This window comes from Leifsonia sp. EB34 (assembly GCF_041260585.1).
GTDB lineage: Bacteria > Actinomycetota > Actinomycetes > Actinomycetales > Microbacteriaceae > Leifsonia.
This window is the reverse complement of record NZ_JBGCCV010000002.1, coordinates 411,223-428,333: the sequence shown is the minus strand read 5'-3', so window position 1 is coordinate 428,333 and position 17,111 is coordinate 411,223. Positions and strand designations below refer to the sequence as shown.

Here is a 17,111-nt window from a genome sequence, read left to right as displayed (position 1 = left end):
ATCAGTGCAGCCCTTCCGCCAGGGGACCCAGCGCGAGAACGGGGAAGTAGGTGAGTGCGGCGACGATGATGACCACGCCGACGACGAAGGTGACGAACAGGGGCCGGTGCGTGGGCAGCGTGCCCGACGTCGCCGGGACCTTGTCCTGCATCGCCAGCGACCCGGCGAGCGCCAGGACGAACACGATCGGCAGGAACCGGCCGAGGAACATCGTGGTGCCGAGTGCGGCGTTCAGCCACGGCGTGTTCGCGGTGAGGCCGGCGAACGCGGAGCCGTTGTTGTTGGCCGCCGACGTGAACGCGTAGAGCACCTCGGAGAAGCCGTGCTGGCCGGGGTTGAAGATCGAGACCTTCTCGACGTTGTCCTTGATCGCGGGGATCGCGAAGCTCAGGCCCGTGCCGAGCAGCACCAGGGCCGGTGTCATCAGGATGTAGAGGCTGGCGAGCTTGATCTCCCGCGAGCCGATCTTCTTCCCGAGGTACTCGGGGGTGCGGCCGACCATCAGCCCGGCGAGGAACACGGAGATCACCGCGACCATGAGGATGCCGTAGAGGCCGGCGCCGATACCACCGGGAGCGACCTCGCCGGTCATCATGTTCAGCATCGCCATCATCCCGCCCAGCGGCGTGAAGCTGTCGTGCACGGAGTCCACCGCACCGGTCGAGGTCAGCGTGCTGGAGGTCCCGAACAGCGTGGAGCTGAGAATGCCGAACCGCTGCTCCTTGCCTTCGAGCGCGGCGCCGGCCGCCTGGGTCGCGGTCCCGGCTCCCTGCAGTTCGAACAGGGTCATAGCGACCAGGGAGACGACGAAGATGGACGCCATCGCGGCGAGGATCGCGTAACCCTGCCGGTTGTCGCCCACCATCTTCCCGAACGTGCGCGGGAGGGAGAACGGGATCAGCAGCATCAGGTAGATCTCGATGAGGTTCGTCCAGGCGGTGGGGTTCTCGAACGGATGAGCGGAGTTCGCGTTGAAGAATCCGCCGCCGTTGTTGCCCAGCAGCTTGATCGCCTCCTGCGACGCGACCGGACCGCCCGGGATCGTCGCCGTGCCCCCGGTGAGCGTGCTCACGGTCGTGAACCCGTTGAAGTTCTGCACCACGCCGCCCACGATGAGGATGACGGCGAAGACGATCGAGAGCGGCAGCAGGATGCGCAGGGTCGCCCGGGTCATATCCACCCAGAAGTTGCCGATTGTGCCGGAGCGGTGGGAGGCGAACCCGCGCACCAGCGTGATCGCGACAGCGATGCCGACGGCGGCGGACAGGAAGTTCTGCACGGCAAGACCGGCGATCTGGACCGTGTAGCCCATGGTCACCTCGGGCGAGTACGACTGCCAGTTCGTGTTCGTCACGAACGAGATCGCCGTGTTGAACGACAGCCCCTCCGGCACGGCGGGCAGGCCGAGGGAGTACGGAAGCACCGCCTGCGCCCGCTGGAGCGCGTACACGAGCAGCACACCGAGCACGGAGAACGCCAGCACGCTGCGCAGGTAGACCGGCCAGCTCTGATCGACCCGCGAGTCGACGCCGATGATCCGGTAGAAGCCGCGCTCCACCCGGAGGTCTTTCTTCGACGTGAAGGTCGCGGCCATGTAGTCGCCCAGCGGGCGATACGACAACCCGAGCAGGAGGACGAGCGTGGCGAGCAGCGCCACGAAAAGCCAGGCGGTCATCTCTAGAACTTCTCCGGCTTCAGCAGGGCGTACACCAGGTACGCGATCGAGGCGACGGCCAGTGCCGCCGCGAGCAGGTTGAAGAAGATCACAGCTTCTCCACCCCTCGGCCGACCAGGGCGACGATCGCGCCCAGCGCGATGATCCCCACGACGCAAATCAGGTCCAACACGGGAATGTCTCCATCCGGGTTTCCGCGTCCCGGCCAGTCGGCGGCACGCGGGGATCCGGCGCTCTGCCGGAATCAATCACCTATACAAGTCGACGGAGACGGCCCGGAACGGCGTCCTAACGCGATCCATACGCCGGGCGCGGAAGTCCTAACGCTTTCCCCCCGGCAGGGCCCGATCGCGCTGGGCCGCGAGCCGCTCCGCCCGGGTGAACGGACCCGGCAAGGGGGACATTCGCGAACCGTTAGTTTCGGCCGACCGCCCGTAGGGGTTCCGTGAGGAGGGCACCGACGCCTCCATGCCCAACCCCCTCGGCCGCGACCTCTGGCCCGAGTTCACCACCACATCGCTGTCGGACGTCACGGTCGCCGGCGTCTCCCTGACCCACCTGGCCGAATGGTGCGGCACACCCTGCGTCCACACCGCCGCCGCGGTGATCCCCGGCACCGGGGGCATGCCGTCGGCCACCGAGGTCGCCGCCGTCATCGTCACCCGGGTGAGCCAGGTCACCCGAGCCGCGGATGGCTCGATCGACGTCTGGATCGACGCCCGCCTCGCGGACGCGCCCGTCGTCATCGACGAGCTGCGGATGATCGGACGGGTGTCCACCGCCTGCGACTCCCGGGCGCGCATCCACCCGGCGCGGGAAGCCGCAGCGCCCGTGCGCGTGGACGAGCTGGTCTCCGACCTTCGCGTCGGCGACCTGCTCGCCCTGCCGTGTCGCGGCGCGGCCCTCCTGCGCCAGGTCGACCCCGATCGCCGCCACCTCCACGACAACGGAACGCCGGACCCGTGGACGCCGGCCCGGTGCGGCCGATGAGCTCTCTCAGAGTTCGATCTGCGACCCCATCACGATCACGCGGTTGCGGGGCAGCCCGAAGTAGTTGCTGGCATCGCTGGTGATGTGGGCGGCAGCGAGGAACAGGCGCTTGCGCCAGTGGGCCATTCCCCGGTCCCGGCCTTCACGCAGCTCGATCTTGGAGAGGAAGTAGCTGGCTCCTTCGACATCGAGGGCTCCCTCGGGCGGTTCCGGCTGCAGCAGTCGCAGCGCCCGCGGAACGTCCGGCGTCTCCGTGTAGCCGAATCGGGTGGTGACGTGGACGATCCCGTCCGCGGGGTCGCCCAGATCGATCACCTGAACGCGCGCGGAATCGTCGACCCGGGGAACCGTGTCGACGGTGACCGTGAGAATGACGATCCGATCGTGTCGGACGTGGTTGTGCTCCACATTCGCCCGCAGTGCCAGTGGTGTGGTCTCGCTGCCGGGGTTGAGGAACACGGCCGTCCCCGGCACCCGGTAGACGAGGTCGGGATCGAAGCGCATATCTCGCACGAACTCGGTCAACGACCCTTCCGCACGCGTTCGCCGGTCGGTGATCAGCTCCCGCCCGCGCTGCCAGGTCGTCATGACGGTGAAGGCAGCCAACCCGATCGCCAGCGGCAGCCACGCGCCGTGGGTGAACTTCGTGAGGTTGACCGCGACGAACAGCAGGTCGACCGAGACCAGCACGACGGCGCCGCCCCAGAGCACCCATCCCGGCGTCGACCAGCGCTGCCGGGCGAGGAAGAAGAACAGGATCGTGGTGATCGTGATCGTCCCCGTCACCGCCATCCCGTAGGCGAACGCGAGCGAGGCGGAGCTGCGGAAGGCGAACACGAGCGTGATCACCGACACCATCAGGAGCCAGTTCATCCACGGCACATAGATCTGCCCATGCGTCGAGGACGAGGTGTGCGCAACCCGGAGTCTCGGCAGATACCCGAGGCCGGACGCTTGCGCGGCGACCGAGAACGCGCCGGAGATGACCGCCTGCGAGGCGATCACCGTCGCCGCGGTCGCGAGGAGAACCAGAGCGAGTTGCGCCCACGACGGCGCGAGGAGGAAGAACGGGGCGGACAGGTTCGCACGCTTCTGCAGGAGCAACGCCCCCTGCCCCAGGTAGCTCAACGCGCACGCCGGGAAGACGAGGAACAGCCAGGCGACGGAGATCGGCCAGCGCCCGAAGTGGCCCATGTCCGCGTACAACGCCTCGGCGCCCGTGACCGCGAGGACGACGGCCGCCAGAGCGAAGAACGCGATCTGGAAGTGTCCGACGAGGAACCCGATCGCGTACGTGGGGAGGAGCGCGAGCAGGATGCCGGGGTCTCTCATGATCCCGGAGATCCCGCACACCGCGATGACGACGAACCAGACCACCATGACCGGCCCGAACAGGCGGCCCACCGCGGCGCTGCCGAACCGCTGCACGAGGAACAGGACCAGCAGGATCACGGCGGTGAGCGGGACCACCCATTCTGCCAGTCCCGGGTTGATCACCTTCAGACCTTCGACGGCGGAGAGCACCGAGATCGCCGGTGTGATCATGCTGTCCCCGAGGAACAGGGCTGCGCCGAGAACGGCCAACCCCGAGAGAAACGCGACCGTGCGGGCTCGGCCCCGAGGAGCCCAGCGGCGCAGCAGGGTGAGCAACGCCATGATCCCGCCCTCGCCATGGTTGTCCATCCGCATCGCCAGCAGCACGTAGGTGACGGTCACGATCAGCACGATCGACCACACGATCAGCGACACGACGCCGTACAGGTTGTCCACCGTCAACGCCACCGGGTGCGGGTCCCCGGGGTTGAAGACAGTCTGCAACGTGTAGATCGGACTGGTCCCGATGTCCCCGAACACGACCCCGAGAGCGCCGACGATCAACACGAGCCGCGTTGGGCTCGCCGACGAGCGTGCTGGGCTGATCACGAGACGTAGCGTAGGACGCGACTCACTGGCGTGGGCGAGGTCCTAACGAGATCCTTACACCGGCGTCGCGAGACGGGAGGCCGGCCGTGCCGCCTCGCCACACGTCTGCTTGTAGCACGACTGCGGCCGGTGAGCCCGAGAGCCGCCTACGCTACCCTCGATTTGCACAAGGAAGGCAGTGAATGGACAAGCGCGAACCGGGTCGCACGTGGACGATCAGGCTGTGGGTGTCGCGCATCGGCGAGGTGTTCGTGGCAATCGCCGACAGCATCCTAGACTTTCGGCGATAGGGCGGAGGGAGCACTGCACCTTGAGGACCGTGGCGAGGTCGTTGTACCGGTCGGCGAGATCGTCACCCAGGTCCGCGTCTGCGGTTTCCACCCAGCGCAACCGGACCGGTTCGAGAGGGGCGGGCTACAACTCGGGCTGTGGCGGCCGCATCTCGTCGTCACCGACGGCGAGGAGCTTCCGAACGGTCGCCTTCAGCTGTTCGCCGATCGGCTCATCCGACGTGCTGCCGTCGTGCATGGTCTTGCTGAGGGCCGACATCACCAGGATGACGGCGAGTTCCGCCTGCTCCGCACTGCTTGCGCGCTGAGCTGCGAGGTCGACGTAGGTCTGCCTCACCTCCATCATCATCTGGGTCGCCGGGGTGAAAAGTTCGGGATGACGGCTCAGGAGGTGTTTTATGCGGACCAGGCTCAGGCCTCGCTCCGAGCTGTTGCCGATCACGTCGCACAGTGCCGTGACGAGGCTGCCCTGTGCGGACCGGAACGCTTCCTCCACCTCTGGATGGATGGACGGGCCCTGGAATTCGAGCGCCGCTGCCGCTTTGGAGGGAAAGTAGTTGAAGAAGGTGCGGCCCGAAACGTCCGCCTGATGGCAGATCTGCTCGACCGTCGTGGCCTCCAGCCCTTGCGAGTCGATGAGGCGGAAGGCTGCTTCGTGGATGGCGTTGCGGGTCTGGAGTTTCTTGCGCTCGCGCAGGCCGACTGCCTCGGAGCTGGTCTCGAGAATGGTCATGATCGTTGTGCCTGCCGGCGGAGACGGGCGGCGACGCTGGGCCGCCGCCCGCTCCCGCGGTTCAGGAGACCGCCACCGCCCGGATGCTTCCGGTCTCGGTGGATCCGGCTGCGTCCGCCTGCTCCTGCAGTGCAGACGTCTTGCGCAGCGGCGGCACCTTGAAGAACAGGGTGAGCACGAACGCGAGCAGGATGACACCGAGGCCGATCGTGTAGACCAGGACGACGGAATCGTTGAAGCCCACCATGAACGGCTTGCTCAGACGCGTGTCAGCACCGTTGAGGAACGAGGTGTCGCTCGTCGCGCTGTTGCTGGAGTTGTTCGCCTTCGAGTCGCCCTTCTTCAATTCCTTCACGAGGGTCGGCGTGAGCTTGTCGACGTAGAAGCTCCGCTGGCTCGCGTTCGCCCAGTCGACCTCGACGGCGCCGTTGTCGACGTTCGCATGCGCAGCCTTGGCGACCGCAGCGAGGGCTGCCGCCTCCGCAGCCGGCGTCGCCGTCGCGACCTGCTGGGCGATGATCGAGGCCGCCGCCTCCTGCGGGATGACCCCTGCCGCGACCTGTGCGTTGACGGCGCCCGTGACGTGCTGTGTCACTGCAGCGTCCGCTGCGGCCTTCGCTTTGGCGGTCGCCGCGGTGAGCTGGTCCTGGACCTGCGTCTGGATCGGGGTCACGATCGGCGTCCACAGCTGCTTCATGATCGCCTTGTTGTCCGGAGCCTGGGCAACGGAGGGGGTCAGAGCGGCGTCCAGTGCGGAGCTGAGCGTCGCCTTGTCGGCCGTCGCGTTGACGATGTTGGCCGGCAGCGCGGCGAACAGCACCGACAGCAGGACCGCGACACCGAGAGTTCCACCGATCTGGCGGAAGAAGGTCGACGCGCCCGTGGCGACACCCATCTGGTTCGCCTCGACGGCGTTCTGGCTGGCCAGCGTGAGGGTCTGCATCATCTGGCCGAGGCCGAGACCGATCAGGAACATCGCGATCATCAGGAACCAGAGCGGCTTGTCGATCGTGAGGAACGTCAGCACGAAGAAGCCGCCCGCGGTGAACAGCGTCCCCGTGACCGGGAAGATGCGGTACTTGCCCGTGCGCGCGATGATCTGGCCGGATGCGATGGATGCGATCATCAGACCGGCCATCATCGGCAGCGTGGCGAAACCGGATGCCGTCGGGCTCAGCCCGAACACGATCTGCAGGTAGAGCGGAAGAGTCAGCATCGCGCCGAACATCCCGAAACCGACGAGCACACCGAGGACGGTGGCCATCGAGAACACCTTCGAGCGGAACAGGCGCAGCGGGATGATCGCGTCCGCACCCATGTACCGCTCGACCAGGATGAAGGTCACCAGTCCGACTGCAGCGATCACGTAGCAGGCGATCGAGCCGACCGAACCCCATCCCCACTCGCGCCCCTGCTCGGCGACGAGCAGGACGGGGACGAGCGTCACGATGACCGCGGTCGCGCCCCACCAGTCGATCCGCGGCTTGGCGGACTTCTGGAACTTCGGAAGGTGCAGGAAGAGCAGCACCATCACGAGCGCGACGATGCCGATCGGAACGTTGATGAGGAAGACCCAGCGCCATCCGTCGACGAAGAGGATCGAGTTGGCGCCCGCGAACAAGCCGCCGACGAGCGGACCGACGACCGAGGAGATGCCGAACACGGCGAGGAAGTAACCCTGGTACTTGGCGCGCTCGCGCGGGGCGAGGATGTCGCCCATGATCGCGAGCGGCAGCGACATCAGCGCCCCGGCTCCGATGCCCTGGAAGGCGCGGAAAGCGGCCAGCATGAGCATCGAGGTCGAGAACGCAGAAAGCAGCGACCCGAGGAGGAACACCACGATTCCGAAGATGTACAGCGGGCGGCGGCCGAAGATGTCGGACAGCTTGCCGTAGATCGGGACGGCGATGGTCGAGGTGATCAGGTAGGCCGTGGTCACCCACGCCTGGTCGTTGAGTCCGTGCAGGTCATCGCCGATCGTCCGGATCGCCGTGCCGACGATCGTCTGATCGAGCGAAGAAAGGAACATACCGGCCATGAGGCCGTAGATGACGAGCAGGATCTGCCGATGCGACATGATCGGCTTCGATCCCTGCGGAAGGGAGGCGGGTTGCACCCTCGTGGGCGCGGTGGCAGTAGACAAGACGGAATCCTTCGGCGAAAGCTGTTTTTGCAGGCAATGCAACAATACACGAATGCATACCTGCATTTGCTGCAAGAAGACTGGGCAAATCGGTCAGAGAACGCCTAGACGTCGACCACCAGGCGCAAGCGCCGTCGTCCGCAGTTCCCGCCTCGTCGTCACGCCGAGCTTCGTGAAGACCTTCCCCAGGTGCCACTCGACGGTGCGCGGGCTGATGAAGAGCTGTGCGCCGATCTCCGGGTTGCTTCGGCCTTCCGCCGCGAGGCGCGCGATGAGTGCCTCCTGCTCGGTCAGATCGTTGACGGTGGCGACGGTTCGCGTTCGCGCCGTTTCGCCCGTCGCCGCCAGCTCGTGACGGGTTCGCTCCGCGAAGCCCTCCATGCCCGCCTCGCGGAAGAACTCGTGGGCGGCGCGGAGCTGCTCGCGCGCGTCGACGCGTCGACCCTGCCGGCGGAGCCATTCTCCGTAGACCAGCCGGGTGCGCGCCGACCCCACTCGGATGCGCGTGCGGGCGAGACGTTCGATCGACTCGAGGTAGTCCGGCTCCGGGTCGTCCTCACCGGCGAGGAGGGCGCGGCATCGGGCGAGCGTCCCGAGCGCCCAATCGGCGCCGGAGGCGGTCGCGATCTCGGTGAGGCGGGCGAGGGCGTCCGCTCCCCGTGCCGGCTCGCCGTGGCGGGCAGCCGCCTCGATCAGTTCCGGGTACACCCAGGTCGAGAGTCCCAGCTCGTACGGATGGGTCGCGGCGCGCTCGGCGACGGCGAGGGCCTCCTCGTACCGCCCGAACGCGTTCAGGAAGACTGCCCTGGTCAACTCCGTGCCCGCGAACCACAGCCCCTCACCGCGGGAGACGACATCCCGCCGACTCGCCTCCAGCAGCGATTGCGCTTCCGCCTCGCCACCGCCCCAGGCGGCGCGCAGGAAGGCGATGTGCGGGCTCAGACCGTTCCCGGTCGCCGTCGTCACCGCATCGGCCTCCGCGGCGACGGCCAGCGCTGCGGCGAGGTCGCCGGCGAAGAGCTCCACGGTGAACCGCTCGGTGAGCGCGATCGACAGCATGGTGAGCGCCCCCGTCCTCCTGGCGAGCGCTACGTGCCGCGCTGTCAGCTCCATCCAGCTGACGTCGTCGCCCACGGCGCGAGCGGCTCGGGAGGCCGGCCACAGCCAGCGAAGCGCCTCCTCATCGGCGAGAGGGTCGGTTCGCATCGCGTCGAGCGACCGGCGCAGCACTGGCACCCCTGACGCATACCCGCGGGTGACGAGCAGCGCGAGCCCGTCGAGGAGCAGCGCGCACGCCGTCGACCGCGAGGCCTCGGCGTCGCTCCACCTGGCCGTCGCAACAGCATGTGCCACATCGTCCAGCGCGGCTCCTCCGTCGGCGAGGCGGCCGGCGAAGAGCGCAGCCGTGAACGCCTCGAGGTACGTGTCCCGCGCGACGGCCGGATCGATGGCCTCGAACCGTTTGGCTGCGTCCAGCAGCAGTGCCGGCGCCTCACGCCCGCGAGTGGAGGCGAACGACAGCCGTGCGTCGAGGAGTTGCGCGCGCGCACGCTCGAGGTCGTCCAACGGTCCTGCCAGCGCGTTCCCGAGCAGGGCACGCGCCGCGTCGACGGCGCCGACCTGCGTCCGCGCGTCCGCGGCGGCGAGGGCGCGGCGCGCGCGCAACGCCGGGTCGGGGGTGAGTTCCATCGACCGGGTGAGGAAGGACGCCGTCGCCGCCCAGCCGCCGCGAGCCCGTGCGCGGTCGGCCGACGCCGCGAGCTCGGCCGCGACCTCCTCGTCCAGACCGGCTGCCGCCTCACCCCGATGCCAGGCCCGATAGTCGGCGTCGACCTCGCCGGTGATCGCCTCCGCGAGGGCACGATGCGCCGCACGCCGCTCGGCGGCGCTCGCAGCGCGGTAGACCGCCGACCGCATCAGCGGATGCCGGAAGCGCACCTGCGCTCCGAGTTCCAGCAGCCCAGCGTCCTGCGCTGGGCCGGCCGCAGCCAGGGGGATCCCGAGCAGCTCGGCCGCGCGTCGCAGCAGTGCGACGTCGCCGGCCGGGTCTGCGGCGGCGATCAGCAGCAGCCGGCGGGTGCCGTCGGGCAGCCGGCCCACGCGGAGGGCGAAGCCGCGCTCGATCCTGCTCGTGAGCGCACCGACATCGCCAGGGCCGAGCCCGAACGCCAGCCCGGCCGCATCGAAATCACGCGGCAGCTCCAGGAGTGCGAGAGGGTTGCCGCGCGCCTCCGCGATGATCCGTCGTCGCACCCGGTCGTCGAGCGGGCCGGCGGTGGCCGCATCGAGCAGCGCCTGCGCATCCGGATCCGCGAGCCCGTGCAGCCGAAGGGTCGGCAGGCCCTCCAGCACGTCGTCTTCGCCGGTCGCGGCCTCCCCCTCTCCCGGCGGCGTCTCCCGGACCGCGAACACCATCACGACACGCTCCGCAGCGAGCCGGCGAGCCACGAACGAGAGGGTCAACACCGACGCGGAATCCGCCCACTGCGCGTCATCGACGACACACAGCACCGGCCTGGCCTCCGCCACCTCGGCGAGGAGACCCAGAACCGCCAGCCCGACGAGGAACCGGTCGGGAGGCGGCCCGATCCGTGTGCCGCTCGCCGTGCCGAGCGCCAACTGCTGCGGCTCGGGAAGGTGGGCGACCAGGTCGGGGAAGCGGGCCCCGATCTGCTGGACCACGCTGTAGGCGAGCTGCACCTCGGACTCCACACCGCACGCGCGCACGACCGCGAACCCTGTCGCCCGGCGAACCACGTCGTCGAGGAGGGCCGACTTGCCGACGCCGGCCTCGCCGCGGAGCACCAGCACGCCACTCCGACCGGCGATCGCTTCGTCGAGCAACCGCTCCAGCTGTCCCGTCTCGCCGCGTCGTCCCCGCAGCCCGCCGCGTTCGTCGTCGATCGTCATGGCGCATCCGACCCTAGGGACCGCGGCAGCCAGTGGCAAGGGATCGGCGGCAAGGGATCGGCGGCAAGGGATCGGCCCGGGTGCGCACCCGGGTGACTCCCGGGCGCGATGGGCGTTCCCGGAGACGAGCATTGCTGCCATCGAAACGAGATCCCGAGCAGACGAGATCTCAGAACACAGGGAGAACCATCATGAACACCACACCCACCACCACCGCACGTTCGGCCTTCGGCATCGGAGTCGGCCTCCGCGACGGCTTCGCCGAGGTCGCCGACGGCGTGACGCTGCACTACGTGGAGGCCGGCACCGGCCCGCTCGTGCTGCTGCTGCACGGCTTCCCGGAGTTCTGGTACGGCTGGCGCGACCAGATCGCACCGCTCGTCCAGGCCGGCTACCGGGTCGTCGCGCCCGACCTCCGCGGCTACAACCTGTCGTCGAAGCCTGCGGAGTTCGAGGACTACACCGCGGACAAGCCGGCCGCCGACATCGCCGCCCTCATCCGCGCACTCGGCAGCGAGACCGCGACGGTCGTCGGCCACGACTGGGGCGGCTCGATCGCCTGGACCCTGGCGATGAACAGCCCGGAGGTCGTCGAGCGGCTCGTCATCCTGAACGCGGCGCACCCCCGCAAGCTGAACGAGGGCCTGAAGAGCCCGCGCCAACTCGAACGGAGCTGGTACTTCTTCTACTTCCAGCTGATGGGCACGCCCGAGCGTCACGCGGCCAAAGACGACTGGAAGTTCTTCGCCCGGTTCTTCCGCGACGCCCAGCCCGCCTACACCGAGGACGAGCTCGACCTCTACCGGGAGGCCTGGTCGCAGGAGGGCGCGGCCACGGGGATGATCGACTACTACCGCGCGGCCGTCCGCCTCGGCTCGAAGCAGAAGGTGCTCACCGTCACCGCTCCGACACTCGTGATCTGGGGCCAGCAGGACCGCTTCCTCGGAGCGGGCCTCGCCGAACCCCACGCCGAGGACGTGCCGAACCTCGTCGCCGTGGAGCGCCTGGAAGGCGCCTCGCACTGGGTGCACCACGATGAGGCGGAGCGGGTCAACGAGCTGCTCATCGAGTTCCTCGCCACCGGGAGCGTCGACTCGACTCGCTGATGCGGTACAGCGTCGGGGTTTCACGTCCGCGAGCGTGAAACACCGATGCGTGTGCCCCTGGAGGGACTCGAAAACTGCGACCACCCTTTAAGCACCGTCCGCGTAATGTCAAAAACCGCGGAATTCCGCGCTTTTCGACCCCGTGGAGATGACTGCGATCACATAGGAACTCACTCGATTGTGGGCAAATTGTGGGCAAATTTGACCGCCAGTCAAATCCGAAATCTGACTTGCGACTCGGGAGGAAGCACGACTCCCCCGCCAGCAAGCCTCCTTCGCAAAGCGACGGTTACCAGTGAGTCTTCAACAAAGACAGCCCGAACAAATCTTTGCACCCGCTGGTCGGTCATAGTAACCGGCGGTCACCCACCGATTTCGGACGTCAGTCGGGGTCTTTTCAACCTTCGCGAACGAATGCGAGAAGGCCTTCGCGATCACCCCCGTCGGCGCCGATCAGCCCCACGCGATCAAGATAGATGTTTCGATGCTCACAACTAGTCTCCGGCAGCAGAAGGCACGCATGACATGCGGCAAGATTCAGGCCATCCGTCCCTGAAGGTCCGGATTCCGCACACACAGGATCGTTCGAGCACCACGAGCAGCGGCTCGTGGCGCCAATGAGGCTGCTGGCTAGCGCCCCCGCGTCGGCCAGCGCCGCCAGTCCTCCGAGACTTCCTGCAGCGTCCGACGAGGCCGTGTAGATGAGCATTCCGGCCTGTCCAGGACCCGCGTAGATGCGCTCGCGCAGCGAGCCGACGGGATATCCGGCATCCAGGCTGAGCTCTACCAGCAGGGCGTGCGCAAGCGCGTGGATCCCCAGGAACCGAGCCGAAGGGGCACCATCCGGGTCATCCCCGTACTCCACTGCCCGCAGCGCGAACGCTTCGGCTATCTTCGACTGCCGTTCGGTGGCGAGCTGGGAGACTTCCCATGCCGCGATCGCCGACTCCTGGAACTGAATGAAGATGCCTTCGCCGATGACCTCGGTGGCAGGTAGCCAATCCATCGGCTCCTGGCTCAGCCTCGCCATCTGGGGTGAGGCAGTCTCCGTTGCCGCAGCCGTCACGCGAGTGAAACCCTCCAGAGCCCGCACCTCGCGCAATCGCGTCACTTTTGACACCTGCGCCACGAGCGGACGCACTCGAACGTCCACGTCTACCCGTTCTGCACGGAATGAATCGAGTGGGCCCCCTTCGTGCCCATCGACCAGCGCGCGATACTCCTCATGTCGCAACTCCTCGTCTGTGGCCTCGGCCCGTTGCGAGAGTCCCGATCGCTGCCCTATTACTCGCAGTAACCCATCCAGCGACAGGCCCGCCGCCGGGGACGCGGCGGCCAACAGGGACTCAAGGACTTGCGATAGAGCCGGCTCGGCGAGGTGCTGCAACACATCCCAGTGCTTGGTCACAAATTTGGCGTCCGGGCTGGACCATGGGGGGATTGAGATGGCGGAACGCACCCGGCTGAACCAAACGTTGGACGAGCCTCGTTGAAGCACTCGGAGAGGCTTGTCGCACATCTCGTCGGGGGCACCCGGAAGCCAAGGGCGCTTTCCAGCGCATCGTTTGATCTCCCTCAACGCGAATCGTGCGAACGACCCGTCCATGTTGTACGGTGGCACGCCACACGAACATTCGATTACGACGTCCGCGAGCGATGACGATGCCCCGCTGGAGCGAAGTCGTAGGATGTGCTCCCCTCCGGCACCTGTTGCTGATCCCCTGTGTACCCAATTGAAGTATGGGAAATCCTCGATATGCCCGTTCTCACAGCACGCGACGAATCTCGAGGGCGTCAGATCGCGCTCACACGCCGCACAGCGCATCCTGGTCGAGTCGAACTGCCAGAACGGTGCGAGACGCCGACACTCTGGACAGTAGTGGTAGGTGGGGAAACGGACGACCGGAACATCACCGCTGCGGCGGCCGGTGGGAGGAGATCGAAATACCCGCACGCCGAGCGAGCCCGCGAGACGGGGCTCCTCGATGGGGGCGGACCACTTCGGATCCCATTCGTCGATCCCGCAAACCATGAAGCTCTGGTCCCCAGCCGGAAAGAGCGCCCCCACCCCGTAGGTCGTTACGAGCTGGCTCTGTCGGGCCTTGGGCTTGTCAGTCAGCATTTCGTCTCGCTCCGCTGTCGCGTCTTCCATTGATGATGCGCAATGTGCTCTCGCGATCGACATTCCGCAAACTCGTCAAAGTGGGCCATGGAGTGCCTGAGGGAGGAAACGCCGACGCAAGCGACTCGTCCTCGCCGTTGAACACCCCCTCCGAACCAGCAGGAATCATGAGCGAATCCGGTCTCCCCACCTGGGGGTCCCATTTGGCGTAACGCTTGATCTCATTTGATTCCACCCCGTCGCTCCAATCCTCGACGAGACGACCGAGAGCCTCCCGCACTTGCGACTCGACCGCTTCGATGTCCTCGTCACCCGTCGAGCTCGAGCGAACTCGCGAGACGATCACATCGGCGATCCGTTCGATAGCTTCGGACGATACCGGGACGGCCACGTCGATATCTCCACTCGCTCCCGCGACCGAATGCCGCGCCAAAGCGACCAGGAGACCGTGAAGTCCCCGGTCTAGAGCCCGTGCGGCAAACGGGGTCGCTCCCGTCGCCTCGACATGTTTGTACAGAGCCCGATGATATGAAGTGAAGTTCTCATAGTGGGAGAGATCACGCGACCGGGCGGAGTTGTACATGGTGAACACCAGGCCCGGATGCCTTCGCCCTACGCGGCTGGTGGCCTGAATGTACTCAGACGTCGTCTGCGGCTGTCCCATGACCGCCATCAGGGCGAGCCTGTCGATGTCGACGCCAACGGAAATCATGTTTGTGGCGAGGACGACGTCGGGGCTGTCCACGTCTGGAAAGGACTTTGCGAGATACATCAGTTGTCGGGGGATGTCGCTCGATTTGACACGCGAGGTCAGTTCGCTGGGGGATGTCGTCGACCGAGGGCTTGTGCCGTTTCGGCTCGCCACGACGACGATCCGATCCTTTACGTCGTCGATGGACTGAATGAATGCTGCTCCGAGAACCCTGAGGCTGTTGAAGTAACCCAGCAGTGTCCAGTACGCGTCCCGAACCTCAGGCGGGACATCGAGGTCGAGTGCAGCTTGCAGTGCAGCCGCGTAGGTCCGGACGAGGAGGGTCGAGTGGCTGGCAGAACCCGACATCAAACCCACGTAGCGTCGTGTCCCCTTCTCAGTCGCCTTTGCGTCGACTGCGAAGAAGGAGTCGCCAGCATCGATTCCTGGCGGTGGGAACTGACGCGCTTCGCGCGCGAAGACCGACCTGACCTGGTGGCTGGCGCGCCTGATGGTCGCGGTCGATGCAATCAACTTAGGCCGAGACCCGTCGAGCGCGTCCGTAGCGAGATGGTCGACCGCCGTCTCATATAGACCGACCAGTGTGCCCAACGGGCCGCTGATCAGATGCAGCTCGTCCTGGATGATCAGATCCGGCGCTGCATCGTGGCCCAGCCCGAAGAGCGCGCCGCTCCTCCCGTTCCACGCCAGCATCGCGAACTTATCGACTGTACCGATCACCAGCGAGGGCCGCGCCGAGTACACATCCGTGTCGACTAAGTGGACAGGGAGGCCAGTTGCGAACTCGCACGACCGATTCGGGCACGTGATCGTCAACTGGTCCTTGATCTGGTCGGCGGCATAGTCATCGGCTCCGAGTCCTGAGCCGCACCACGGGCAGCGAAGCAGCTGCATCGGGTCTCCGAGGTCCCCGGGGTCCTCCCCCGACCGAATCTTGCGCAGCGCCTTCGCTGCGTTCTTCACGTTGTTCGGTGTCGCCCCCTGCCCAACCCAGAGGCCGATCGAGAACGGCGCCGCAGCGAGCAAGTCCGGATTAGATCTCCGCAGGCTTTCAAGCGAGCAGATCAACCCGGAGGCCCGCTCAAACTGCTGAAGCGTCAGGAGTCGCAGCGTATAGCGCATTAGGACGCCCACCCCTGCACCGTCTCCGTCGACTCCGTCCCCGCGAAGTCTCCGCAACGCAAGCGTGAACGCGATCAGCCCGAGGTAAGCCTCCGTCTTTCCGCCGCCCGTGGGGAACCAGAGCAGGTCCGCCAAGTCCCTCTCGGCACTCGTTGGATTTGCGATCCCCTCAATGCTGATCAAGATGAACGCGATCTGAAACGGGCGCCACTCAGGCGTCATCGTCTGAGGAGGCTCTTCCAATCCGTTACGGATCATCTCCTGCCGCAGACGCTGGGTACGCATAGCAGCGTTCATGACTCGAAACGCTTGTTCTGGGAGTCTCTCAGTCCGAAGGATCTCAATTCCGCGGCGCATTCGAGCGACCGCGGCATCGGCATTGTCGAGATTCTGGAGAGCTGACTGGAACAGTCCTTCGTTGAGGCTTTCCGTCTCTAGCTGCAGCCGGCGCTTTACGACCCACGCCTCGTACTCGTCAACAAGGGATGACAATGGCGCAAGTTGGAGAGGCTGATCGATGTCATCCATCAGCAACGGACCCACGGCATCGATGTCAGCCTTGGCTAGAGGCAAGTCATGGGATGGGAAGAACGTGGTCTCGACTCTCGTAACGTGGGCCGACTCGTTCCAGATCACCCCAACGCCGTGCCCGACCGCTAGGTTTCGCTCGCTCCGGTACAGAAGCTCGCCACTCCGCTCGTCAAGGTCCATGTGCGCGAGTACCGCATCTGGGCGGCGATCCGCGAACTGACCTCCCTCAGTCGTGACGCCGATGAACGGCCGAAACCAGCACCACTCGTCAGAAGTTCCTCGTTCAGGCTTGACGAACCGGTTCACAAGCGTGGCGGTGACGCTATGAACTCCGTCTCGAGCCGCGCGCACCACAATGTTCAGTTCCAGCCCGTCCTCGAGCCCGATAGTCCTTGTTCCGGTTTCGAGATCCAGCACCACAGCATCACGTCGAAACGGGAAGATTCTCCAAGCGCTCGGTCGCTTCTTCGACGACCGGGTCTGCACGTCCGACTCTTGGAGCGATTCTCGTGAGCTATCAGGAAGATACCGATCGGCGCGGATCTCGAACGAAAGACGTGAGGTCCCCGCACTGACGCCAACGGTCAGACCAGCTGAAGACGGGTAGCGCACGTTGGCGATCGACACGCCGGGGTCGTCGGGAGCGTCCTGGGCTGAACCGCTAGCGTCGTCGGGGTCTTCGTCGGCGAACAGCGCCGCCTCCTGCTGCTTGTTGCGGCTCCGCGGATGCAAGATGCCGACAATGTACCGGTCCAGAGGGGGCTCGGTCAGGGTTGCGTCCTCCTCCGACCCCATCAGGTCCGCAATAACCGCCTCGACCATTCGGTCGCGCGCTTCATACCATTCATCCATCG

10 protein-coding genes are annotated in these 17,111 nt (G+C 66.4%); 2 read left to right on the top strand and 8 right to left on the bottom strand.

What is annotated here, in order from left to right; all coding sequences use genetic code 11:
- Nucleotide 1 precedes the first annotated feature (1 nt).
- Both kdpA and kdpF read right to left on the bottom strand, forming a co-directional pair.
- Nucleotides 2–1,675 carry a potassium-transporting ATPase subunit KdpA gene (kdpA, locus tag ABIA36_RS11510; RefSeq protein WP_369962508.1) on the bottom strand — a complete coding sequence of 558 codons (1,674 nt, stop codon included), beginning with the start codon at nt 1,673–1,675 and terminating at the stop codon, nt 2–4.
- Nucleotides 1,676–1,677: 2 nt separating this feature from the next.
- On the bottom strand, nt 1,678–1,767 hold the full coding sequence (gene kdpF, locus ABIA36_RS11505; protein ID WP_081815236.1) for a K(+)-transporting ATPase subunit F: 90 nt from the start codon (nt 1,765–1,767) through the stop codon (nt 1,678–1,680).
- 376 nt (nt 1,768–2,143) lie between these two features.
- Here kdpF and ABIA36_RS11500 point away from each other — a divergent pair, with 376 nt between their 5' ends.
- Entirely contained in the window at nt 2,144–2,665 is a 522-nt protein-coding gene (locus ABIA36_RS11500) for a hypothetical protein (protein WP_369962507.1), read from the top strand.
- Between the two features lie 6 nt (nt 2,666–2,671).
- Here ABIA36_RS11500 and ABIA36_RS11495 read toward each other — a convergent pair whose 3' ends face one another.
- The 4 genes from ABIA36_RS11495 to ABIA36_RS11480 form a co-directional block, all read right to left on the bottom strand.
- Nucleotides 2,672–4,588 carry a potassium transporter Kup gene (locus ABIA36_RS11495; protein WP_369962506.1) on the bottom strand — a complete coding sequence of 639 codons (1,917 nt, stop codon included), beginning with the start codon at nt 4,586–4,588 and terminating at the stop codon, nt 2,672–2,674.
- A gap of 414 nt (nt 4,589–5,002) precedes the next feature.
- The gene (locus tag ABIA36_RS11490; protein WP_369962504.1) at nt 5,003–5,611 is read right to left on the bottom strand and encodes a TetR/AcrR family transcriptional regulator; all 609 of its coding nucleotides are present in this window, start codon (nt 5,609–5,611) and stop codon (nt 5,003–5,005) included.
- Between the two features lie 61 nt (nt 5,612–5,672).
- Nucleotides 5,673–7,688, bottom strand: coding sequence for an MDR family MFS transporter (locus ABIA36_RS11485; RefSeq protein WP_369962503.1), 2,016 nt, complete (start codon nt 7,686–7,688; stop codon nt 5,673–5,675).
- Between the two features lie 159 nt (nt 7,689–7,847).
- Nucleotides 7,848–10,664 carry an AAA family ATPase gene (locus tag ABIA36_RS11480; protein WP_369962502.1) on the bottom strand — a complete coding sequence of 939 codons (2,817 nt, stop codon included), beginning with the start codon at nt 10,662–10,664 and terminating at the stop codon, nt 7,848–7,850.
- A gap of 191 nt (nt 10,665–10,855) precedes the next feature.
- On the opposite strand from ABIA36_RS11480, the gene ABIA36_RS11475 reads away from it, so the two are divergent.
- Nucleotides 10,856–11,770 (top strand): alpha/beta fold hydrolase, encoded by a 915-nt coding sequence (locus tag ABIA36_RS11475; RefSeq protein ID WP_369962501.1) that lies wholly within the window; start codon nt 10,856–10,858, stop codon nt 11,768–11,770.
- Between the two features lie 397 nt (nt 11,771–12,167).
- On the opposite strand, the gene drmB is transcribed toward ABIA36_RS11475, so the two are convergent.
- Nucleotides 12,168–13,892 carry a DrmB family protein gene (drmB, locus tag ABIA36_RS11470; protein WP_369962500.1) on the bottom strand — a complete coding sequence of 575 codons (1,725 nt, stop codon included), beginning with the start codon at nt 13,890–13,892 and terminating at the stop codon, nt 12,168–12,170.
- Nucleotides 13,882–17,109, bottom strand: coding sequence for a helicase-related protein (locus ABIA36_RS11465; RefSeq protein WP_369962499.1), 3,228 nt, complete (start codon nt 17,107–17,109; stop codon nt 13,882–13,884). The genes drmB and ABIA36_RS11465 overlap by 11 nt, the downstream gene beginning before the upstream one ends.
- Nucleotides 17,110–17,111 lie beyond the last annotated feature (2 nt).

Coding starts and splice junctions, on each gene's coding strand:
- kdpA (WP_369962508.1), bottom strand. CDS start 1,675: ATGACCGCCTGGCTTTTCGTGGCGCTGCTCGCCACGCTCGTCCTCCTG.
- ABIA36_RS11500 (WP_369962507.1), top strand. CDS start 2,144: ATGCCCAACCCCCTCGGCCGCGACCTCTGGCCCGAGTTCACCACCACA.
- ABIA36_RS11490 (WP_369962504.1), bottom strand. CDS start 5,611: ATGACCATTCTCGAGACCAGCTCCGAGGCAGTCGGCCTGCGCGAGCGC.
- ABIA36_RS11485 (WP_369962503.1), bottom strand. CDS start 7,688: ATGTCGCATCGGCAGATCCTGCTCGTCATCTACGGCCTCATGGCCGGT.
- ABIA36_RS11480 (WP_369962502.1), bottom strand. CDS start 10,664: ATGACGATCGACGACGAACGCGGCGGGCTGCGGGGACGACGCGGCGAG.
- ABIA36_RS11475 (WP_369962501.1), top strand. CDS start 10,856: ATGAACACCACACCCACCACCACCGCACGTTCGGCCTTCGGCATCGGA.
- drmB (WP_369962500.1), bottom strand. CDS start 13,892: ATGCTGACTGACAAGCCCAAGGCCCGACAGAGCCAGCTCGTAACGACC.
- ABIA36_RS11465 (WP_369962499.1), bottom strand. CDS start 17,109: ATGGATGAATGGTATGAAGCGCGCGACCGAATGGTCGAGGCGGTTATT.